Below are 21,806 nucleotides of genomic sequence, written 5' to 3' on the forward strand. Positions count from 1 at the left end.
GCCATGGCATCGCTTGCATGGCAGCGCAGCGCCCCGCTGGAGGTCAAGGCGTCCCAACCGCGGGAATCCAAACGGCTCATCCTGACGGCGCAGATATTCTATTTCGTGTTCCTGATGATGGTCTTTATCGGCCAGCGCCCCTTCGCGGAGCGCACGCAGGAAGAACTGGTCGAGCTGGCGGCGAACAATGACGGCGGCGACCTGTTCAAGCAGGCGCTGTTCATCGGTTTCGCCCTGCTGCTGGCGGGCGTGCAGATCATCCGCAAGCATCCGCCGCGATACAAGTTCAGCTATTGGCCGGTGGTCATCATGCTGGCCTGGTTCTGCGTCACATGCACATGGGGCGTCGACCCGTTCGTGTCGTTCAAGCGCGTGATGCAGCAGATCATCGTGATCTACATCACCTTCTGCACCCTTTCCATGATCGGGCCGGAGCGGTTGATGCAATCCTTGCGGTCGGCGCTGATCCTGTCGCTCATCATCTGCTGGGTGTCGCTGCCGATCATTCCGGCGGCGGTGCACCCGCCCAGCGAGAATGACCGGGCGCTGGTCGGCGCGTGGCGCGGTTTCTTCTTCCACAAGAATATCGCGGGCGCGGTGATGGCGCTGTGCTTCATGGTGACGGTCAATGCGTGGATCGACACGAAGAAGTGGATTTATGCGCTGTGGTCCCTGATGGCCTTCGTCTTTGTGGTGGGGACCAAGAGCAAGACGTCGCTGGCCCTGTCCTTCGCCATTCTGATGGTCTGCGCCATTTATCGCGCGCTGAGCGATTCCACGCAGAAGCGGGCGGTCCTGCTGCTGATGCTGGCGCTCGGAATGGTGGGAGTGCTGTGGCTCTACGTTGCCTATCAGCCGGTGGTGGAGCGAATCTTCGCCGATCCCACATCCTTCACCGGGCGCGTTTCGATCTGGCATGTGCCGCTCGCCTATCTGGAGGATCATCCGTTCCTGGGCGCGGGCTTTGGCGGCTTCTGGCAGGTGGGCGACCTGTCGCCGTCGCGCGACTATCTCAATCAGGTGTTCCAGCTCCGCACGGCGCACTCGCATAACGGCTATCTGGAAATATGGGTGACGACAGGACCGCTGGGCCTTGTCATGCTGATCCTGTCCTTCGTCGCCCTGCCCGCCTGGTGGTTCCTGACCGGCACGACGCGGGAGAACCAGAAGCTGATGGTGCCCGCCTTCGCGATCTGGGTCTTCGTGCTGTATCAGAACCTGCTGGAAACATCCTTTTTCGACAAGGACAGGCAGGTCTGGGTGATCTTCCTTGCAGCAATCGCGACCGCCCACGCGACCTACAAGGCGCGGCCCCGGCGCGTGTGGAACCGCCGTTTCCTCCAATCCCCCCAATCGCAGGAGCCTGCCCATGGCTAAGGTCATCATATGCATCGCCACCTGCAACCGGCCACAGGGCCTGATGCGGACGCTGGAGTCCATCGCGGTGCTCGACACGCGGCATGAGGTGGAGGTCGTGGTCGGAGACAATGATGCCGAGCGGCAGGAAGGACTGGTCGCGCTCGACCGCATCGCGAAGGCCGGCTATCGCTGGCCGATCATGGGGATGCCCGTCAGGCAGCGGGGCATCCCGCATGTCCGCAACGCGCTCACCGAAGCGGCTTTGGCGCGCGAGGGCGTCACCCATGTCGCGATGCTGGACGATGACGAGGCGGCCTCCCCCCGCTGGATCGACTCGCTGGTCGAGGCGGCGGAGAAGTGGCGGGCCGATGTCGTGGGCGGCGCGGTGCTGCGCGAGATGGACAGGGAGGTCGATGAATGGGCGGCGCGCCATCCGTTGCTCCAGCCCAAGAGCCGGGGCGCGTCGGGGCCGGTCGATCTGATCGACAGCACCGCCAACGTGCTGATCGCCGCGCGGGCGCTTCGGGCCATGGGGCCACGACCGTTCGATGAGCGGATGGCCCTGACCGGCGGGTCGGACAAGCAGCTTTTCACCGCCATGAAGCGCGCCGGCCACCGCTTCGCCTGGTCGGAGGAGGCGGTCGTCACGGAGCTGATCCCGGCGAGCCGCGTCACCGCCAAATGGCTGCTGATGCGCGGCTATCGCGTGGGCATGACCGACATGATCGTGCTGCGGACCCAGCATGGCCCCCTGCGCGCCGCCGCCAGCGAAGCGCCGCGCATCGTCGGGGGTTTCATCGTCGGCGGGCTGGGCGCGGTCGCGACGCTCGACCGGGGCAAACGGGTCGAGCGGCTGGGCAAGCTTTATCGCGCCGCCGGCAAGATCGCGGGCCTCACCGGCATCCATTATGAGGAATATCGGAAGGTGCACGGCGCATGACCACGCCCTTTTTCTCTGTTGTCATCCCCCTCTACAATCGCGCCGCGCAGGTCGGCGAAACGATCCGTTCGGTGCTGTCGCAGGACTGGATGGATTATGAGATCGTCGTGGTCGACGATGGATCGCGCGACGATCCCCAGCCAGTGATCGAAGCGATAGGCGATCCCCGCATCCGCTACATCCGGCAGGACAATGCAGGCGGCGGCGCGGCGCGCAACGCCGGGATCATGGCGGCGCAGGGCCGCTATATCGCCTTTCTCGATTCCGACGACCTGTTCCTGCCCGGCAAGCTTTCCATCATGGCGAAGGCGCTGGACGGGGACGATGGCCTCACCGTGCTCTATTCGCGGATGAAGGTGGACCGGGGCGTCGACCGCTATTGGATCAGGCCCGACCGGGGCATTCGCGAGGATGAGGATGTCGGCGAATATCTGTTCTGTGCCAACCAGTTCATGCAGACATCGACCATGGTGGTGTGCACCCCGCTGGCGCAGGACGTGCTGTTCGACCCGGCGCTCAAGAAAGGACAGGACCTGGATTTTTGCGTCCGGTTGCAAGGCGCGGGCGCGCGGTTCCACATGATCGAGCAGCCGCTCACCATCTGGCTCGACGCCACGGAGGCGGGGCGGACATCCTATGTGAAGGGCTATGAGACCTCGCTCGACTGGCTGGAGCGGTGCGGCCATATGCTGACCGGGCGGGCGCGGCGCGGCTATCGCGCGACGGTGCTGGCCTATCACATGGCGCCCATCCGCCCCGTCATGGCGATCCGCGACCTGATCGTAGGCTTCGTCGCGGGGGGCGTGCCGCCGAAGATCATCGCGCGGCAGATATTGCGGTCCTACCTGCCCAAGCCGCTGTACCGGTCGCTCGTCAACGGCTTCGTCCTGCGCTTCGGCAAGGCCGAACCGCTCAGCCATGGCGCCAAGTCGTGATGAGCACATGGCATTCCCCCGCGGCATTGAAGGAAGCTGCCGTGCATCCGATCTTTTCGGTCGTGATCCCGACCTATCAGCGGGCCGATGCGATTGTCGGCGCGGTCATGTCGGCGCTGGAACAGACCGTCATGATGATCGAGGTCATCGTCGTAGTGGACGGATCGACCGACGATACGCAGGCGGCGCTGGCCGCCGTGAGCGATCCGCGCCTGCGCGTCATCGTGCAGGACAATCAGGGCGCGGCGGCGGCGCGCAACCGGGGGATAGACGAGGCACGGGGCCGCTATATCGCCTTTCTCGACTGCGACGACCGCTTCCTGCCCTATCATCTGGCCGATCTGCTACCGCTGGTGCAGCAGGACGACAATGTCGTGGCCTATGGTCAGGTGCTGGCCGACCGGGGCGGCGGGCGCAATTTCCTGAAGCCGCCGCGCGCCATCGCCGATGGAGAGACGATCGACGGCTATCTGATGTGCGATCGGGGCTTCATCCAGACGAGCAGCATGGCGCTGAGCCGCCCACTCGCCGAAAAGGTGCGCTATCGCGAGGATGTGCGCTTTGGCGACGATACCGATTTCGCGGTGCGGCTGTCGCTGGCGGGCGCGCGTTTCGTGATGACGGAGCGGCCCGGCACGATCTGGGCCGACAGCAAGACCGACCAGCGCCTGTCCCATGTGCGCGGCAATGTGGGCAGCCTGACATGGCTGCGTGACCTGCGTCCCCATATCTCGCCCCGCGCCTTTGCCGCCTATATGGGCTGGCACGCCGCGAAAAGCATATGGCCGACCAGCCGGGCGCGGGCGATGCGCTATTATCTGGAAGCGGTGTGCCGGGGCGCTTTCGGCCCGCGCCTCGCCGCCACGGTATTCATGCAGATCGTGCTGCCCGATCCGGTCTATCGCAGATTGACGGACCGCTGGATCGACCTGTCCCACATGGTCGTGGGAAGGCCCAAGATATGAGACGGCGGGATTTCGTCATGGGCGCGCTGGCGCTGGGGGCCTTGCCTTCCGCCCCCGCGCGCGCGGCGATCCCGCCCTCCCCCGGCCTTGCCGCGCTGGCGCGTCGGACGGGGCGCTATTTCGGCTGCGCGGTCAAATCCCGGCAACTCCGCGAAGACCCGGACTTCACCGCCGCCGTCGCCCGCGAATGCGACATCGTGGTGCAGGAATATGAGCTGAAGCGCGGCACGACCGAGCGCAAGCAGGGCCGCTATGATTTCAGCGGCACGGATGCGATCATGGCCTTTGCCCGCAAGCATGACATTGCCGGGCGCGGGCATCCGCTGGTCTGGTATGCGGCCAATCCCGACTGGCTGGATCCTGCGCTGCACGCGGCGAAACCGGGGCCACGCGAAAAGTTGATGACGGATTATATCCGCACCGCGATGCGCCGCTATGCCGGTTGGATCACCGAATGGGACGTGGTGAATGAAGCGATAGAGCCCAATGACGGCCGACCGGACGGGATGCGGGCGGACAGCATGTGGCTTCGCACCATGGGCGAAGGCTATATCGACACGGCATTCCACACGGCGCGGGAGGTTGATCCCAAGGCGTCGCTGTTCCTGACCGATTTCGGGTTGGAGCATGATTCGACCCGCTGCGAACGGCGGCGCACGGCTTTCCTCAAACTGCTCGACCGGCTGATGGCGCGGGGCGTGCCGGTGGATGCGGTGGGCATACAGGGGCACCTCAAACCCTATAAGGAAGGGTTCAGCCAGAAGGTCTTTGCCGATTTCCTCGACAAGATCACCGGCTATGGCCTCGACATATCCGTCACCGAGTTCGACCTGGCCGACCGGGGCGGGCCGCCCGATCCCGACAAGCGCGACCGGGAACTGGCGGCGGTTGCCAAGGCTTTCCTCGACGTGGCGCTGGACAATCCGGCGACGCGGGGCGTGGTATGCTGGGGGCTTTCGGACCGCTATTCCTGGCTGTCCAACTATCCCGACTATAAGTGGCCGGACGGACAATTGTCGCGCGGCCTGCCTCTGGACGCGGCGGGCGAGCGCAAGCCGTTGTGGAGCGCCATCGCCGACGCCTTCAGGGCTGCGCCGCAGATGCGAGAGCGCGGCGCATGAGGGTCGCTTCCCTGACCGGCCTGCGCGGGTTGGCGGCTGTCGCGGTGCTGCTTTATCATATTCCGCAGCAGGCGGCGTTCGCGGGCTTTGCGATGCCGCTCTTTTCGCGCGCCTATCTGGCGGTGGACCTGTTCTTCATCCTGTCTGGCTTCGTCATATCGGTCGGCTATTATGAGAAGGTAGGGCGGCATTGGAGCCTGCCCGCCTATGGCGACTTCCTCGTCAACCGGGCGGCGCGGGTGTGGCCGCTGCATCTGGTGGTGACTGTGGTGTGCATCGCCCGCATCCTGATCAACATATCGGGTAGCCAGAGCATTCCCCTTACTCCCGTCAATATCCTCAGCAACCTGCTGATGGTGCAAAGCTGGGGTTGGGGGACGGAGCCGATTGCCGGGAATAGCTGGTCGGTGAGCACGGAGGTTGCGGCCTATCTGCTCTACCCGCTGATCGCGGCGGTGGCCTTTTCGCGATGGGTGTGGGTGCAGGGGCTGGCGGCGGTGGCGCTGCTGTGGCTGGTGTCGCGCTCCGGGCTGGGCGCGAGCGGTCCCATGGACGTGCTGGCGTCGGACAGCGTGTTGACGCTGCTGCGCTGCCTTGGCGGCTTTGCTCTGGGGGTGATCGCCTATCGCTGCGCGCGGATGCGCTGGGCGCGGGCGGCGTTCGACAGGCCGGGAGCGTTTGCGCTGGTCTGCGCGGCGATTGCCGTGGCGTTGTCGCTGCCGGGGAAGCAAGACCTGCTGGTGGTCTGCCTGATGCCCGCGTTGGTGCTGTGCTGCTATTATGACGGCGCGGCGGCGCGGGCGCTGCTGGCCAATCGGTTGAGTTTTCACCTCGGCCTTATCAGCTATTCCATTTATTTGTGGCATCCGCTCGTGCGCGACATCGGGGCGCGGGCGTTGACGGTGGCCCAGCGGCATGGCGTGACGGGCGTGGACGCGCTGTTCCTGATCGGCACCATCGCGGCGACATGGCTGCTTTGCTGGGCGAGCTATCATCTGATCGAGGTGCGCGGGCATCGGGCGATCAAATGGCTCTATGACGGCCGTCGCGCCCGCGCCAAGGCCATCGGAGCCGCCGCCTGGTGAACCCGAGCGCGCCGATCTGGATCGCTGTCCCCACCTTCCGCCGCCCGGACCGGCTTCGCCACCTGCTTGAGCGCATGGGCGATGTGGTGCGGCGGGGCGATGTGGTGGTGCTGGTCGCGGAGAATGACGCGCGCGGGCAAGAGGGCGCGGCGGTGGCGCGGGCGCTGGAGGCGGCGGGCTATCCCCTGCCCCTGCATGTCCTGATCGTGGAGCAGCCGGGACTTTGCGCGGTACGGAACGCCATTACGGAAGCGGCGATGGCCGATCCGGCGATGCGGCTGCTGGCGATGATCGACGATGACGAATGGCCACAGCCCGGCTGGCTCGACGCGCTGATCGCCTGTCAGGCGGAAACAGGAGCGGAGGTCGTGGGCGGGCCGGTCGATCCGCAGTTCAGCGCGCCGCCGCCCCGCTGGGTGAGCGAGACGCTGGTTTTCCGGGCGGAGGAACGGCCCAAGGGCGTCACGGACATGCTGTGGGCGAGTAACAACCTGCTTCTTACGCGCAGGGCGCTGGAGCGGGTCGCGCCGCCCTGGTTCGACATGCGCTTCAACCGTAGCGGGGGGGAAGATCTGGATTTTCTGATGCGGTTGCGCGCGGCGGGCGGGACGTTCGGCTGGGCGCCGCATGCGCGGGTCAGCGAATGGGTGCCGGCTGAGCGCACCCGCCTGTCATGGGTGCTGCGGCGGATGTGGCGCATCGGCTGCACGGAAACGCTGGCAAGGCGCAAGCAAAGGCCGGGGCTGACAGGCGGACTTGCGCTGTTCGCGCGGTCGCTCGCGTTGCTGGGGCTGCGGACGGCGGGGTTGGCGGGGATGCTGATGCCCGGCGCGCGGCGGGTCGATATAGTGGGCCAGTGGGTGAAGTGCTGGGGCCGCCTGCACGCCTTGGCGGGCGGTTCCCAGACACTTTATGGCGCAGACTGAGCCTTATTCCGCCGCTTCCACCAGCGGTTCGGCGAGCGGTGGCGCGCCGCGGCCCACGCTGGCATAGACGAAGCCTGCCGCTTCCGCATCGTCCGGGCGATAGATGTTCCGCAGGTCGATAAGACCATCGCCCGCCATCACGCCGCGCAGCCGCTTGAGATCGAGCGCGCGCAGGGCGTCCCATTCCGTCACGAGCACCACGGCGGCGGCGCCTTCCGCCGCGACATAGGGATTGGCCGCGAACTCGACATCCTTCATCATGGCGCTGGCCGCTTCCATGCCTTCGGGGTCGTAGGCGCGGATCTGCGCGCCCGCGTCCTGCAAGGCCTGAATGATCGAAAGCGAGGGCGCATCGCGCATGTCGTCGGTATTGGGCTTGAAGGTCAGGCCCAGCACCGCGACCGTCTTGCCCCGCACAGAGCCGTTGCATATCGCGATCACCTTGCGCGCCATCGCCCGCTTGCGGCTTTCGTTGATGGCGACGGTGGTTTCGATGAGGCGGACGGGCGCGCCCGCATCCTCCGCCGTCTTGACCAGCGCCAGCGTGTCCTTGGGGAAGCAGGAGCCGCCATAGCCCGGCCCGGCGTGGAGGAACTTGCCCCCGATCCGGTTGTCGAGGCCGATGCCGCGCGCCACCTGCTGCACGTCCGCGCCCACCTGCTCGCACAGCTCGGCGATCTCGTTGATGTAGGTGATCTTCATCGCCAGGAAGGCGTTGGCGGCATATTTGATCAGTTCGCTGGTCCGGCGGCCGGTGAATATCATCGGCGACTGGTTGAGGTAGAGCGGGCGGTAGACTTCCTCCATCACCGGGCGGGCGCGTTCGTCCTCGATGCCGACGACGATGCGGTCGGGGCGCTTGAAGTCCTGAATGGCCGCGCCCTCGCGCAGGAATTCCGGGTTGGAGGCTACGGCGAACTCCGCCTGCGGATTGGTTTCGCGGATGATGCGCTCCACCTCGTCGCCGGTGCCCACGGGAACGGTCGATTTGGTGACGATGACGGTAAAGCCCTTGAGCGACGCCGCGATCTCCCGCGATGCGTCATAGACATAGGTGAGGTCCGCATGGCCATCGCCCCGACGCGCGGGCGTGCCTACCGCGATGAACACCACATCGGCCTGCGCGACAGAAGCCGCCAGGTCGGTGGTGAAGGTCAGACGGCCCGCATCGACATTGCGCGCGATCAGTTCCTTGAGCCCTGGCTCATAGATCGGGACGCCGCCCTCAAGCAGCATCGCGATCTTGCGCTCGTCCTTGTCCACGCAAATGATTTCGTGACCGAAATCCGCAAGACATGCCCCCGACACCAAACCCACATAGCCAGACCCGGTCATCACGATCCGCATGACAGTTTCTCCTTCAACATGTTTATTCCTGGCCTATCCATTCGCATTTTCACAGGACGCACAAAGCCACTCCTGAAAAGCATCGGGATAACCCCTCACCCTATTCTTTCGAGACAGTCCGCTCGCCGACCCGCTCACGCGATGAGATGGGAACAGCCGTTGATGCAACGCAACATAGCGTCAGCCGATGCCTACGCGCAACGCAGCCCGCCGCTGCCGCGCCACATATCGACGCGCCCTGACGGCATTTCATCGCCCTAACCGATGTTATGGATCAGATACCGCCCGCGATGACGGGCCAGCCGCCGGCTTCCAGCGCCAGGCCAAGGTCCGCGACGCAGCGGTCCAGCACGGCCTGATCGGTCGATCGAACCACGAAGTTGGCGCCCGTGCGCCCATCGCGGAAGAAGGGGTAACTGCCGATCTGGCACCCTTCATGGCCGCGTTCGGCTTCGGCCAGCAGGTCCGCGATTTCGCTTTCCGCGACCCAGCAGCCCACCGTGGCGGACAGCAGTGGCAATCCACCCTCCAACTTGCCCGTCAGGCTTTCCAACATCCCGGCCGTTATATAGGGCACGCCCGCCATGATGAAGATATTGCCATGGCGGATGCCCGGCGCGCCCGACATGCGGTTTTCGATAAGGCACGACCCGGCCGGCACCCGCGCCATGCGGAGCCGCGCTTCGGTGAGGCCACCGCGAGTCTCATAATAGCTTTCCAGCATCGCCCGCGCCTGGGCATGGATTTCCACTTCCACGCCCAGCGCCCCCGCGATTGCGTCGACAGTAATGTCATCGTGGGTCGGCCCGATGCCGCCAGTCGTGAACAGATAGTCGTTGCGGGCGCGCAGCATATTCACCGCCTCCGCAATGGCGCCGCTGTCATCCGCGATGATCCGCACTTCCGTGAGGCGGATTCCCTGCACGTTCAGCCAGGTGGCGATCTGCGCGACATTCCTGTCCTGCGTGCGGCCAGAGAGGATTTCGTCGCCGATGACGATCAGAGCTGCGGTCCAGATGCGTTGGGGATCGGCCATGACACACGCCCATAGCCTGCGTCGCGCGCGCTGCATAGAGCCCGATAGCCGCCCACCCCCCTCGCATTATTCCGCGCAACGCCCTATAATCGCGGCATGACCGAATATATGACCATGACGGCGGACGCGCCGATTTCCCGCTCTGCCGCGATCAAGCTCCATGACGCGGCGGGTTTCGAAGGCATGAGGAAGGCCGGACGGCTGGCGGCGGAGATTCTCGACGCGCTGGCGCCCCATGTCGTGCCCGGCGTGACTACGGGGGAACTGGACGACATCGTCCGCCGGATGACGCTGGAGGGCGGCGGCGTGCCCGCGACGCTGGGCTATCGCGGCTATACGCATAGCTGCTGCATCTCGCTCAACAATGTGATCTGCCACGGCATCCCCGGCGATCAGAAGCTGCGCGACGGCGACATCCTCAATATCGACGTGACGCCGCTGGTTGACGGTTGGCACGGCGACACCAGCCGCATGTATATTGCCGGAGAAGCGCCCATCAAGGCGCGGCGGCTGGTCGAAATCACCTATGAATGCCTGATGCTGGGCATCGAGCAGGCGAAACCCGGCAATCATCTGGGCGACATCGGCCATGCTATCCAGCGGCACGCGGAAAAGCATCGCTATGGCGTGGTGCGCGATTTCTGCGGGCATGGACTGGGCCGCGTGTTCCACGACAGCCCGGAGGTCGTGCACATCGGCCGCCCCGGCACTGGCCCCGAACTGCGGCCCGGCATGTTCTTCACCATCGAACCGATGATCAACATCGGCAAGCCCGGCGTGAAGATGCTGGATGACGGCTGGACCGCGGTGACGCGCGATCGCACCCTTTCCGCCCAGTTCGAACATAGCATCGGCATCACCGAGACGGGCTGCGAAATCTTCACGAAAAGTCCCGCTGGACTCGACTCACCACCCTATGCCTAAAAATTAGGCATTTGGGTAAAGGATTGCCCGGAATCCGGGCAATATGGACAAAGATTGCTGCATCGCCGAAAGCATATCCGGCGATTCGCCATTTGGCACGGGAATTGATTGTCGAGAGGGGCGGCGCTTGCCCGAGGGGGGCATGATGATCGTTACCTTGAATGTGGGCGGAGGGGCGTTTCCTCTGCTGAATGCGTCTGCTGTGGGATTTTTTTGAGATGAAAAAGATCGAAGCGATCATCAAGCCGTTCAAGCTGGACGAAGTGAAGGAAGCGCTGCACGAAGTGGGGGTGTCCGGCATCACCGTGACCGAGGCGAAGGGCTTTGGCCGCCAGAAGGGCCACACCGAACTTTATCGCGGCGCTGAATATGTCGTCGACTTCCTCCCCAAGGTGAAGCTGGAGGTTGTGGTGGACGACACGCTGGCCGACCGCGTGGTGGAAGCAATCTCCGCAGCCGCGCAGACCGGGCGGATCGGCGACGGCAAGATCTTCATCTCCACGATCGAGGGCGCGGTCCGCATCCGCACCGGCGAACGCGACAGCGACGCCATCTGATTTTGAAAAACGTCCAAGCCGGCTGCTCAGGGGACCGGCGGACATAAGCATCAACCGACCCCTTCGGGGGGGTAATCATGAAAGAAGGGCAAGTTCACATGGCCAACACGCCTAAAGACATCCTCAAGATGATCGAGGAAAAGGAGATCGAATGGGTCGATCTGCGTTTCACCGATCCCAAGGGCAAGTGGCAGCACCTGACCATGGTGTCGACCGTGCTGGGCGAAGATGAACTGAATGAAGGCCTGATGTTCGACGGTTCGTCGATCGAAGGCTGGAAGGCGATCAACGAGTCGGACATGATCCTGAAGCCCGACCTGGACGCTGTCTATGTCGATCCGTTCAGCGCGACCCCGATGATGATCCTGTTCTGCGACATTGTGGAGCCGGACACCGGCGAGCTTTATGCCCGTGATCCCCGCTCGACCGCGAAGCGCGCCGAAGCCTTCGTCAAGTCGGCCGGTTTCGGCGACACGGTCTATGTGGGTCCGGAAGCCGAATTCTTCATGTTCGACGATGTCCGCTTCAACTCGGACTATAATGAGTCCTTCTACAAGATCGACGATATCGAGCTGCCGACCAACACCGGCCGCGAATATGAAGGCGGGAACCTGGCCCACCGTCCGCGCGCCAAGGGCGGTTATTTCCCCGTCGCGCCGGTCGATCCGGCCACCGACATCCGCGCCGAAATGGTCACCACCATGCTTGAAATGGGCCTGCCCTGCGACAAGCATCACCATGAAGTCGCCGCCGCGCAGCACGAACTGGGCCTGACCTTCGGCACGCTGGTCCAGACCGCCGACCGGATGCAGATCTACAAATATGTGGTCCACATGGTCGCCCAGGCCTATGGTAAGACCGCGACCTTCATGCCCAAGCCGATCGCACAGGACAATGGTTCGGGCATGCACACCCACATGTCGATCTGGGACGGGGGCAAGCCGCTGTTCGCGGGCGAAGGCTATGCCGGTCTGTCCGACATGTGCCTCTACTTCATCGGCGGCGTCATCAAGCACGCCAAGGCGCTGAACGCCTTCACAAACCCGACCACCAACAGCTACAAGCGCCTGGTGCCGGGCTTTGAAGCGCCCGTTCTGCTGGCCTATTCGGCGCGCAACCGTTCGGCCTCCTGCCGTATCCCCTACGGCGCGGGCGCCAAGGCGAAGCGCGTGGAATTCCGCTTCCCCGACGCGATGGCGAACCCTTATCTCTGCTACGCCGCGCTGCTGATGGCGGGCCTCGACGGCATCGAAAACAAGATCCATCCGGGTTCCGCGATGGACAAGAACCTCTATGACCTGCCGCCCGAAGAGCTGAGCCAGGTGCCGACCGTTTGCGCTTCGCTGCGCGAGGCGCTCGACTCGCTGGCAGCCGACTACGACTTCCTGCTGAAGGGCGACGTGTTCACCAAGGACCAGATCGACGCCTATCTCGAACTGAAGTGGCCGGAAGTGTATCGCTGGGAAATGGCGCCTTCGCCGGTCGAATTCGATATGTATTACAGCGCCTGATCGCTGTTACAGAGCAAACAGGAAACCCGGCTGCGAAAGCGGCCGGGTTTTTTGTTGGAGGGGCGGCTTGGGGTGCTTTTTTCGAAATGTGCGATTGTGGGAAGCGGCCGTTTTGCGGACTTTGCCGAAACATAAGCGTCCGTTCGCCTAAGTAGGGTCTGAGCCCTTCGACAGGTTCAGACAGGCCCGTTGAATATCCGTATCGAACGGTCTTGCGCGACATCAGTCCTTCGATACGCCACTTCGACTGCGCTCAGTGGCTATTCAGGATGAACGGGGAGGGACAGCGGACAGACCACGCATCCCGTGTCGTCCTACATGAGCACGGCATAACCATGATCGCTTCGGCCCTGTTCCGTCGACCGGATGTTCCACTCCGCCGGGACGCCGAATCAGCCGGGAATGGAAACGCCGAACAGCAACACCGGCTCACCCGGTGGCGACAGCGCGACATCGCCGCCTGCCTTCGTCACCAGCTCCCTCACCATCCAGGCGGCGGCGGTGCGCGATGCCAGTCCTTCCGGCGGCAGGGTGCCCGCCAGCGCCGAACGCAGGTCCGGGTCCAGCACCAGCTTGGGGCCCTCCGCCCGCACGACGATCTCCGTCACGCCGGTCCGCTGCTCCGCCCCGATGTCTAGCTGCCCGCCGCGCACCAGCGCATCGCCCGCAATCAGCGCGAGGTTGAGCAGGATCTTGACCGGCAGCTTGCCCAGCATATCGTCCTCGACCAGCCAGCCGACCTTGACGCGGCCGGCCGTGGCGAACATCCCTTCAATCGCGACGCGCGCTTCATGCGTCGGCACGGCATCGCCGAAACCGCCCGCCGATCCGAAGGCCAGACGGAAGAATTTGAGCTTGTTCGCCGACGTCTTCGCACTGTCCGACAACAGGTCCAGGCAGCGCTGGCGCATATCCGGGTCCGTTTCATCCGCCATCAGTTCCAGCCCGTTGTTCAGTGCGCCGACCGGGCTGAGCAGGTCATGGCACAGGCGCGAACAAAGCAGGCTGGCAAATTCGATGCTGTCGGTCGGATGGGTCATGAAGGATGGCTGCCGCTCAATTGGTTGAACATCTGGGGAATATCACGCTAATGCGCCGCCCAACCGGAGGATGCAAGCCCGGCTCACCCCCTTTCCCTCACATGATATCGAGCGCCGCTTCGGCAAAATGCACATTCCCCCCCTCGCCCGGCCCCGCGATCCAAAGCCGTGCCACGCCGTCCGCCACGATCAGCCACAGGCTGCCATCGGGGGCCGCACAGGCGGCGTCGGTAGCGGAAGGCACCGCGACCCCGCCCGGATGCGAGTGATAATGGCCGACGATCCTTGGTCCGCCAGCCCGTGCGGCTTTGTGCGCGGCGAGGAGGGCTGCGGGGTCCAGCTCAAAATGGCGGGACGGGTCGGCGGCGATATTGGCGCCGGGCCGGATCGCCTCGATCCGCCCTTCCGCGCCCAGCAGGAGGCCGCATATCTCATCCTTTCCGGCAGCGGCCAGGTGCAGGATCTGTTCCAGACATTCCCTTGAAATGGAGACTTTCATTCTTACATCCTTAGCAATGGGCGCGGGGGTTTCCATCATCGAAACGACGATCGGAGAGGCGCAGGCCGGGCTGCGGCTCGACCGCGCTCTGGCCGACCTGCTGCCCGATCTTTCGCGCGAGCGGCTGAAGGCGTTGATCCTGGAAGGCCAGGTCATAACCGATGGCCGGTCGCCCAATCCATCCATGAAGGTGGCCGCCGGACAGTCCTTCACCATCGCCCTGCCCCCGCCCGTCGAGGCGGAAGCCGTGGCGCAGGACATTCCGCTCAGCATCGCCTATGAAGATGCCGAGCTGATCGTCGTGGACAAGCCCGCCGGCCTCGTCGTCCACCCGGCGGCGGGCAATCTGGACGGCACGCTGGTCAATGCGCTGCTCCACCATTGCCGGGGCCAATTGTCAGGCATCGGAGGTGTTGCACGGCCCGGCATCGTTCATCGCATCGACAAGGATACTTCGGGCCTGTTGGTCGTTGCCAAGACGGACAAGGCCCATGAGGGACTCGCCCGCCAGTTCAAGGATCATAGCATCGACCGGCTTTATGCCGCCATCGTCTATGGGGTTCCGGCTCCGGGCAAAGGAACGGTGGATACATGGATCGGCCGATCCGACGCTGATCGAAAGAAGATGGCCGTTCATCGGGAAGGGCGCGGCAAACATGCCGTCACCCATTACCGCACGATGGAGCGGCTCGCGGGCGCGGCTCTGGTGGAATGCCGGCTGGAAACCGGGCGGACCCATCAGGTGCGCGTTCACATGGCCCATATCGGACACCCCTTGATCGGGGATCAGGTTTACGGTAGAGACAGGAAAGGTTTCAAATCAATACTGGAAACGATGGGTTTCAAAAGGCAGGCATTGCACGCAAAGGCGCTGGGGTTCATACACCCCTTAACAGGCGAAAGCCTGCGTTTTGAGAGTGTTTTGCCAGCCGATATGCAGGAACTGTTAAGTCAGCTCCACGTATAGAGGTTTGGAAAGTTTGCGACGGCGCCTGTGACGCCTCTTCTGGGTCCCGCCGCGCATGAAAGGGAAAGGTGAAGCGACATGGCTGACAAAAGCAATGTCCCAACGGTGCCGGCGCTGGGCGGTGAAGCCAGCCTGAACCGTTATCTGTCGGAAATCCGCAAGTTTCCGCTTTTGACTCCGGAGCAGGAGTATATGCTCGCCAAGCGGTATCAGGAACATCAGGATCCTGAAGCGGCGGCGCAGCTCGTGACGTCGCATCTGCGCCTGGTGGCGAAGATCGCGATGGGGTATCGCGGCTATGGCCTGCCGGTCAGCGAACTGATCTCCGAGGGCAATATCGGCCTGATGCAGGGCGTGAAGAAGTTCGAAGCCGATCGCGGTTTCCGCCTGGCGACCTATGCGATGTGGTGGATTCGCGCCTCGATCCAGGAATTCATCCTGCGGTCCTGGAGCCTCGTGAAGATGGGCACCACCGCCGCGCAGAAGAAGCTGTTCTTCAACCTGCGCCGGATGAAGAACAATATCGAAGCGTTCGAGGATGGCGACCTGCATCCCGATGACGTCAAGAAGATCGCGACCGATCTGGGCGTTTCGGAAGAAGATGTGGTCTCCATGAACCGGCGCATGGCGATGGGCGGCGACACGTCGCTCAACGTACCGATGCGCGAGGATGGCGAAGGCCAGTGGCAGGATTGGCTGGCCGACACCGATCCGCTGCAGGACGAACGCGTCGCCAACGAACAGGAGCGCGAGTTGCGCCACGACATGCTCGTGGAAGCGATGGACGACCTCAACGACCGGGAAAAACATATCCTGGCCGAACGGCGACTGGCCGAAGAGCCCAAGACGCTGGAGGAACTGTCGCAGGTCTACGGCGTAAGCCGTGAGCGCGTGCGCCAGATCGAGGTTCGGGCTTTCGAAAAGCTGCAAAAAGCGATGATGCGGATCGCCGGGGACAGACTCGGCAAGATGGCCCGGTTCGCAGCGGCCTGATCCTGTCGAACGATGAAGGAAAGCCCCGGAAATTCTCTGGGGCTTTTTCTTTGGCGCTGCGGGTCGGCGGCATGGCCGCGTTTCAAATCTCAAGACCCATGAAAAAGCTGTCCGGACCATAGGACGCGCGCTTGGCGGGAGCAATCCGGTCGGACATGTCCGCAAAGCCCTGCCGCTGCCAGAAGCTATCGGCGCCGTTGACGGCCATGAGCAGAATGCGGTTTTGGCCTGCTTCACGGGCCGCATCGACGACATGGCGCATCGCGGCCGATCCGGCGCCTCCCCCCTGCATATTGGGCAGAATCGCGAGGTCGTGCAGATAATAGCAATCCGCCTTTGCCGGCATGGCTCCCAGCAGCCTGTGCAATGCAGGCGGATCGGCCGCCATCCATGGATGGGTGATAAGATAACCCCGGACATGGCCGTCCTGTTCCAGCACGAAACATCCAGCGGGATAGAGCGTCAGCCTATCAGCATAGACATCCGCGCCTTCCGTGAAAGCGCCGTGCACCTGATCCGAAATAGCCGTCACGGCAGCAATGTCACCGGCCTTCATCGGCCTCCAGTTGGGGGACGCGCTCATGCCGCCAGCCCAGCCGCTTTGCGCGCCGCGCTCAATAGCTGATCGGAAAGGGCCGGGTCGCCGACAGCGCGCGCGAGCGACAAGGCTCCGACCCATTGAGACATGCGCGCCAGAGCCGCTTCCTGGCCGCCTTCCTGATCGGCTTCCTCAAGAATGGCAGCCAAGGCTTCGAAACCATGGCGAAAAGCGTCGGCCAGATCGCCTCCCTTGCGGGCCGCGTCAGGGCCAAGCGCGATGAGGGCGCAGCCTGTTTCAGGCGCGTCCCGGTTCCGCCCGCTCAGATAGTCGGCCGCGATGGCGTGCAATGCATTTCCCTCGCTCGTTTCAGCCACTATGCCCCGCCAGCGTTCGGCGCTTCGCATCAGGGACCGGGCGCAGGCTTCAACGGCCAGCCCATCCTTCGACGCGAACTGGTTATAGAAGCCGCCATGGGTCAGGCCACATTCGCGCATGACTTCGCCAATGGCGACGCCGTCTACACCACGCGCGCGAAACAGGCGTGAAGCGGCGTCCACCACCTTTTCCCTATTGCGCGTGGCCTGTTCCCGACTGACTTTCATGGCCGCCTTTCGTCAATTGGCCCTTGATCTTATATATGACATATATCATTTAACCGCAATCCGTGACTTCCCGGAGGAACTTCATGCTCTCCGCCCGTCTTGCGCGGCGATTTTCCGCGCGCAATGTGCATTATGGCTGGGCGGTGGCGGGCGCGACCTTCCTCACCATGCTGGTCGTTGCCGGGGCCGTGGGCGCGCCGGGCGTATTCATCGTTCCCCTGCAAAAGGAATTCGGCTGGAGCGCCGCTGATATTTCCGGCGCGCTGGCCATTCGCTTCCTGCTGTTCGGGGGCATGGGACCGTTCGCGGCGGCCTTCATGAATCGTTTCGGTATCCGTCGCATGATGCTGATTTCACTGGGCATTGTGGCCTGCGGAATGCTGCTTTCATTGGCCATGGACCGGATATGGCAGCTCTTCCTGCTGTGGGGCGTGGTGATCGGACTTGGCACGGGACTGACGGCCATGGTTCTGGGCGCGACGGTCGCGACGCGCTGGTTTTCCGAACGGCGCGGGCTGGTGATGGGCCTGCTTTCCGCCAGCACGGCGACGGGCCAGCTTGCCTTCCTGCCGCTGCTGGCAGGGCTGACGGAGAGCCATGGCTGGCGCATGGCGCTGCTGATGATCTGCGGCGCCATCCTGATTGCAGCCGTGGTCGTTTTCCTCATCATGCAGGATCGGCCTTCCGACCTTGGCCTTGCCCCCTATGGCGCGGGCGCCGTAGAACCCGCTCCGGTGCAGCCCGCCACATTGGGCGCGCTGTTGATGACGCCGATCGCGGTTCTGCGCGAAGCGGCCGGGGCGCCCGTTTTCTGGGTTCTGTTCTTCTCCTTCTTTGTCTGCGGCGCCAGCACCAATGGGCTGGTCCAGACCCATTTCATCGCCATGTGCGGGGATTATGGACTAGCCGCCGTCGGCGCCGCGTCCATGCTGGCGATGATGGGGCTGTTCGATTTCGGCGGGACATTGGCGTCGGGCTGGCTGTCCGACCGGTTCGACAATCGATGGCTGCTGTTCTGCTATTATGGCCTGCGAGGGCTTTCGCTGCTGTATCTGCCGTTCAGCGACTTTTCGCTCTACAGCCTGTCGATCTTCGCGATCTTCTATGGGCTGGATTGGGTGGCGACCGTGCCGCCGACCGTAAAGCTGACGGCCCGCCATTTTGGACCGGAAAAGACGAATATCGTTTTTGGATGGATATTTGCCGGGCATCAGCTCGGCGCGGCCAGCGCAGCCCTTGGCGGAGGCCTGTCACGGACGGTCTGGCAAAGCTATATGCCAGCGTTCGTGGCAGCGGGCCTGTTGTGCCTGATTGCGGCGGCGATGATATTGCTCATCCATCGCGGACGCCCCGAAAGGACGCTCGCCGCCGCTTGAACATGGGTGGCAGGGCGCGTTACGAGACCGTCATGACCGTAAAGCCCCCTTCATCGCGCCGCCGTTCCCGCTGGATCACCATTCCGTTCAAGATCGTGGGCGGCTTCGTGATTCTGTCGCTCCTGATGGTCGGCCTGTATCGTTTCGTGCCGCCGCCCGTGACGTGGACGATGCTGTTCGATCCCCACGGCTTCACCAAAGACTGGATGAGCCTGGATGAGATGGCGCCGAACATGGCGCGCGCCGCCATCGCGGCGGAGGACAGCCGTTTCTGTTCGCACCATGGCTTCGATGTCGATGCGATCGCCCAGGCCATGCGGCACAATGCCAGTGGAGGAAGGATCAGGGGCGGATCGACGATCAGCCAGCAGACGGCGAAGAATGTGTTCCTGATCCAGGGCGGCGGCTTTGTCCGCAAGGGGTTCGAGGCGTGGTTCACCGTGCTGATCGAAGCGATATGGGGCAAGCGGCGGATCATGGAGGTTTACCTGAACGTCGCGGAGACCGGGATCGGAACCTATGGCGCCAACGCGGGAGCGATGCGCTATTTTCACCATGACGCGAGCCGCCTGACGCGAGCCGAAGCAGCGCGGATCGCCGCCGTCCTGCCGCTCCCCAAGAAACGGGCAGCCGTCGCGCCGAGCGGCTTTACCCGCCGCTACGGCAACAGCATCGCCGCGCGGATCGGCGTAGTTCAGCGGGATGGACTGGATGGGTGCCTGCGGTGAGAAGGAAAGAGACGATGGCCCGCAACCTCGACGCCTTTGAACAATTCGGAGTTTGGACCACGCGATCGCCAGCGACCGTTCATGGCCTCTATCGTAACCTTCAGCCGGATTAGCTTCGTCGTCCCGCGAGCCTGATGCCCTGCGCTATTTACGGAACACCCGCGCCAGTTCCATCGGAATGAGCGGCTGTTCGCGGGGAAGGCCGCTGCGGATGGCGTCGCTCTGTTCTGTCGGATCGAAGCGCGTCCAGCCTGCCCGCGTCAGTTTTTCCAGAGGACGATAGCGGATCTTATATTGCATCCGCTGCGACCCTTCGACCCAATAGCCCAGATAGACATAGGGAAGGCCCGCGCGCGCCGCGCTCAGGATATGATCCATGATGATGAAGTTGCCGAGCCCCTTGCGATGTTCCATATCCGTGTCGAAGAAGCTGTAGATCATCGACAAGCCGTCGCCTTGCCGGTCGGTCAGGCACGCGCCCACCAGCCTGCCCGGACGGCCATCCTCACCCGGTTCGCGATATTCCATCACATGACTGTCGACGGGGGTCTGCTCGACCATGTCGGCAAAGTCCATCTCGTCCATTTCGGTCATGCCCCCGCCGGGGTGGCGCGCGGAGAGATAGCGCCGCAGCAAGGCGAACTGCTCCTCTGTCGACCATGGCTTGCAGGGGGTGACGACCAGATCCTCATTCTTCCGCAGCAATTTGCGCTGGGTCGCGTTCGGCTGGAATTCCTCCGCCACCACGCGCACCGACACGCAGGCCGAACAATCGGCGCAGCTGGGGCGATAAGCGACGTTCTGGCTGCGGCGAAAACCGATTCGCCCAAGCGCGTCATTGAGTTCCGAGGCGTTTTCGCCCGACAGTTCCGTGAACACCTTCCGCTCGCTCCTGCCCGGCAAATAAGGGCATGGCGACGGATTGGTCACAAAAAAGCGCGGAAAACGGAATGGCGCGCTCATGCTCCCCTCTCCCCCAGACCGCTATTGGACGAACGATTCATGGAAGGACTATGCCGCTCCAATCCATCCATGAAAAGATCATTTACCATGAAAACACGATGGACCGCCGCAAGTCAGGCAACCTCGATCGGGGCGACCTCATATCCCGCTTCGCGCAGGGCGGCGATCAGGCGCTGGAGATGCGTGCGGTCCCGCGTCTCGCACTCGACATCGAGGCTGAGACCCTTGGCCGGCAGGTTGGTGAAGATGCGCTGGTGCGACAGTTCGAGAATGTTGACCGCTTCCTGATCGAAGATGCGGGCGACATGGAAGAGCGCGCCCGGACGATCCTGCAACCGTATCCGCAGCCGCGCGAGCCGTCCCGAGCGCGCCAGATCGCGCAGCAGCACATTGGCGAGCAGGCGCGTGTCGATATTGCCACCTGTCAGCACCAGCCCGACATTGCGGCCCGCGAACATCTCGCGATGGGTAAGCAACGCGGCAAGGCCCGCCGCCCCTGCCCCTTCGACCACCGTCTTTTCGATCTGGAGCAGCAGGCTGACCGCCTCCTCCAGACAGCGCTCATTGACCAGCAGCACATCGTCGGCCAGCCGCTCGACAAAGCGGCGGGTCAGTTCACCGGGATGCTTGACGGCAATCCCCTCGGCCAGCGTGTCGCCATCGCAGACGAGATTCTCGCCCTTGATATAGTCATACATGGACGGATAAAGTTCCGCTTGCACCGCAACCAGGCTGATGTCGGGCTTCATCGCCTTGGCCGCCGTGCCCATGCCGGAAAACAGGCCGCCACCGCCGATGGGGATGACCAGCGTATCGATCTCCGGCGCCTGCTCCAGCATTTCGAGCGCGATGGTGCCCTGCCCGGCGATGATGTCCGGCTCATCAAAGGGATGGACGAAGGTCAGCCCTTCTTCCGCTTCCAGCTTGCGGGCGTGGGCATAGGCGTCGTCGAACTTCTCGCCGAACTGCACGACGCGCGCGCCATGGCCCTGCGTCTGCGTCACCTTCACCGTCGGCGTGGTGGTGGGCATGACGATGGTGACAGGCACGCCCAGCCGCTTGCCATGATAGGCAAGGCCCTGGGCATGGTTGCCTGCCGAAGCGGCGATCACCCCTTTGCGCTTCGCTTCATCGTCCAGTTGCAACAGGCGGTTTAGCGCCCCGCGCTCCTTATAAGCGGCGGTGAACTGGAGATTTTCGAACTTCAGGAACACCTTGCAGCCCAGCATGTCGGACAGCGTCTGGCTGATCAGCGTGGGCGTCTGAACGATCGAACCGGAAATGCGAACGCGCGCCGCAAGGATGTCGTCGACGGAAACGGGCAGCGGCAGGGCGCCTTCGATCTTGGTCAGAGTGTTCATGGCCTGCCCCCTATACGAAAATTAGGACGG

General features: G+C 63.6%; 22 protein-coding genes. 14 read left to right on the forward strand and 8 right to left on the reverse strand.

What is annotated here, in order from left to right; translation table 11 throughout:
- Positions 1 to 3: 3 nt before the first annotated feature.
- Genes ATN00_RS15770 through ATN00_RS15800 form a run of 7 tightly spaced genes read left to right on the forward strand, consistent with a single transcriptional unit; the run spans position 4 to position 7,331 of the window.
- Positions 4 to 1,377: an O-antigen ligase family protein gene (locus tag ATN00_RS15770; protein WP_062066149.1), complete on the forward strand. Its 1,374-nt coding sequence runs from the start codon at positions 4 to 6 to the stop codon at positions 1,375 to 1,377.
- Complete coding sequence (locus tag ATN00_RS15775) at positions 1,370 to 2,299, forward strand: glycosyltransferase family 2 protein (RefSeq protein ID WP_062066152.1); 930 nt, start codon at positions 1,370 to 1,372, stop codon at positions 2,297 to 2,299. The genes ATN00_RS15770 and ATN00_RS15775 overlap by 8 nt, the downstream gene beginning before the upstream one ends.
- Positions 2,296 to 3,234 (forward strand): glycosyltransferase family 2 protein, encoded by a 939-nt coding sequence (locus ATN00_RS15780; RefSeq protein WP_062066154.1) that lies wholly within the window; start codon positions 2,296 to 2,298, stop codon positions 3,232 to 3,234. The genes ATN00_RS15775 and ATN00_RS15780 overlap by 4 nt, the downstream gene beginning before the upstream one ends.
- Complete coding sequence (locus ATN00_RS15785; RefSeq protein WP_062066156.1) at positions 3,234 to 4,199, forward strand: glycosyltransferase family 2 protein; 966 nt, start codon at positions 3,234 to 3,236, stop codon at positions 4,197 to 4,199. Before ATN00_RS15780 ends, ATN00_RS15785 begins: the two co-directional genes overlap by 1 nt.
- Entirely contained in the window at positions 4,196 to 5,320 is a 1,125-nt protein-coding gene (locus tag ATN00_RS15790; protein ID WP_062066158.1) for an endo-1,4-beta-xylanase, read from the forward strand. The genes ATN00_RS15785 and ATN00_RS15790 overlap by 4 nt, the downstream gene beginning before the upstream one ends.
- The gene (locus tag ATN00_RS15795; protein WP_062066161.1) at positions 5,317 to 6,405 is read left to right on the forward strand and encodes an acyltransferase family protein; all 1,089 of its coding nucleotides are present in this window, start codon (positions 5,317 to 5,319) and stop codon (positions 6,403 to 6,405) included. Before ATN00_RS15790 ends, ATN00_RS15795 begins: the two co-directional genes overlap by 4 nt.
- A complete protein-coding gene (locus ATN00_RS15800) occupies positions 6,402 to 7,331 on the forward strand; it encodes a glycosyltransferase family 2 protein (protein ID WP_062066164.1) in 930 nt (309 codons plus the stop codon). Before ATN00_RS15795 ends, ATN00_RS15800 begins: the two co-directional genes overlap by 4 nt.
- Positions 7,332 to 7,334: 3 nt before the next feature.
- Here the strand turns inward: ATN00_RS15800 and ATN00_RS15805 are convergent, their stop codons facing one another.
- A complete protein-coding gene (locus tag ATN00_RS15805) occupies positions 7,335 to 8,678 on the reverse strand; it encodes a UDP-glucose dehydrogenase family protein (protein WP_062066167.1) in 1,344 nt (447 codons plus the stop codon).
- A 274-nt stretch (positions 8,679 to 8,952) separates the two neighbouring features.
- Positions 8,953 to 9,714 (reverse strand): competence/damage-inducible protein A, encoded by a 762-nt coding sequence (locus ATN00_RS15810; protein ID WP_062066170.1) that lies wholly within the window; start codon positions 9,712 to 9,714, stop codon positions 8,953 to 8,955.
- Between the two features lie 96 nt (positions 9,715 to 9,810).
- On the opposite strand from ATN00_RS15810, the gene map reads away from it, so the two are divergent.
- From map to glnA, 3 genes are all read left to right on the forward strand, one after another.
- The gene (gene map, locus ATN00_RS15815; RefSeq protein ID WP_062066172.1) at positions 9,811 to 10,638 is read left to right on the forward strand and encodes a type I methionyl aminopeptidase; all 828 of its coding nucleotides are present in this window, start codon (positions 9,811 to 9,813) and stop codon (positions 10,636 to 10,638) included.
- A gap of 218 nt (positions 10,639 to 10,856) precedes the next feature.
- Positions 10,857 to 11,195 (forward strand): P-II family nitrogen regulator, encoded by a 339-nt coding sequence (locus ATN00_RS15820; protein WP_062068871.1) that lies wholly within the window; start codon positions 10,857 to 10,859, stop codon positions 11,193 to 11,195.
- 98 nt (positions 11,196 to 11,293) lie between these two features.
- The gene (gene glnA, locus ATN00_RS15825) at positions 11,294 to 12,706 is read left to right on the forward strand and encodes a type I glutamate--ammonia ligase (protein ID WP_062066175.1); all 1,413 of its coding nucleotides are present in this window, start codon (positions 11,294 to 11,296) and stop codon (positions 12,704 to 12,706) included.
- Between the two features lie 392 nt (positions 12,707 to 13,098).
- Here the strand turns inward: glnA and ATN00_RS15830 are convergent, their stop codons facing one another.
- Positions 13,099 to 13,746 (reverse strand): histidine phosphotransferase family protein, encoded by a 648-nt coding sequence (locus ATN00_RS15830; protein WP_062066178.1) that lies wholly within the window; start codon positions 13,744 to 13,746, stop codon positions 13,099 to 13,101.
- A gap of 97 nt (positions 13,747 to 13,843) precedes the next feature.
- Complete coding sequence (locus ATN00_RS15835; RefSeq protein ID WP_062066181.1) at positions 13,844 to 14,245, reverse strand: M67 family metallopeptidase; 402 nt, start codon at positions 14,243 to 14,245, stop codon at positions 13,844 to 13,846.
- Positions 14,246 to 14,261: 16 nt separating this feature from the next.
- On the opposite strand from ATN00_RS15835, the gene ATN00_RS15840 reads away from it, so the two are divergent.
- Positions 14,262 to 15,212, forward strand: coding sequence for an RluA family pseudouridine synthase (locus ATN00_RS15840; RefSeq protein WP_062066184.1), 951 nt, complete (start codon positions 14,262 to 14,264; stop codon positions 15,210 to 15,212).
- A gap of 78 nt (positions 15,213 to 15,290) precedes the next feature.
- Positions 15,291 to 16,205, forward strand: coding sequence for an RNA polymerase sigma factor RpoH (rpoH, locus tag ATN00_RS15845; RefSeq protein ID WP_062066187.1), 915 nt, complete (start codon positions 15,291 to 15,293; stop codon positions 16,203 to 16,205).
- Positions 16,206 to 16,287: 82 nt separating this feature from the next.
- Here rpoH and ATN00_RS15850 read toward each other — a convergent pair whose 3' ends face one another.
- Entirely contained in the window at positions 16,288 to 16,788 is a 501-nt protein-coding gene (locus ATN00_RS15850) for a GNAT family N-acetyltransferase (protein ID WP_062066189.1), read from the reverse strand.
- Complete coding sequence (locus ATN00_RS15855) at positions 16,785 to 17,348, reverse strand: TetR/AcrR family transcriptional regulator (RefSeq protein ID WP_062066192.1); 564 nt, start codon at positions 17,346 to 17,348, stop codon at positions 16,785 to 16,787. Before ATN00_RS15855 ends, ATN00_RS15850 begins: the two co-directional genes overlap by 4 nt.
- An 83-nt stretch (positions 17,349 to 17,431) precedes the next feature.
- Here ATN00_RS15855 and ATN00_RS15860 point away from each other — a divergent pair, with 83 nt between their 5' ends.
- The gene (locus ATN00_RS15860) at positions 17,432 to 18,724 is read left to right on the forward strand and encodes an MFS transporter (RefSeq protein ID WP_062066196.1); all 1,293 of its coding nucleotides are present in this window, start codon (positions 17,432 to 17,434) and stop codon (positions 18,722 to 18,724) included.
- A gap of 32 nt (positions 18,725 to 18,756) precedes the next feature.
- A complete protein-coding gene (mtgA, locus tag ATN00_RS15865) occupies positions 18,757 to 19,452 on the forward strand; it encodes a monofunctional biosynthetic peptidoglycan transglycosylase (RefSeq protein ID WP_062068872.1) in 696 nt (231 codons plus the stop codon).
- Between the two features lie 144 nt (positions 19,453 to 19,596).
- On the opposite strand, the gene ATN00_RS15870 is transcribed toward mtgA, so the two are convergent.
- Positions 19,597 to 20,415, reverse strand: coding sequence for an arginyltransferase (locus ATN00_RS15870; protein WP_062066199.1), 819 nt, complete (start codon positions 20,413 to 20,415; stop codon positions 19,597 to 19,599).
- 113 nt (positions 20,416 to 20,528) lie between these two features.
- On the reverse strand, positions 20,529 to 21,776 hold the full coding sequence (locus tag ATN00_RS15875) for a threonine ammonia-lyase (protein ID WP_062066202.1): 1,248 nt from the start codon (positions 21,774 to 21,776) through the stop codon (positions 20,529 to 20,531).
- Positions 21,777 to 21,806 lie beyond the last annotated feature (30 nt).

It is taken from the genome of Sphingobium baderi, from assembly GCF_001456115.1.
GTDB classification, from domain to species: domain Bacteria; phylum Pseudomonadota; class Alphaproteobacteria; order Sphingomonadales; family Sphingomonadaceae; genus Sphingobium; species Sphingobium baderi_A.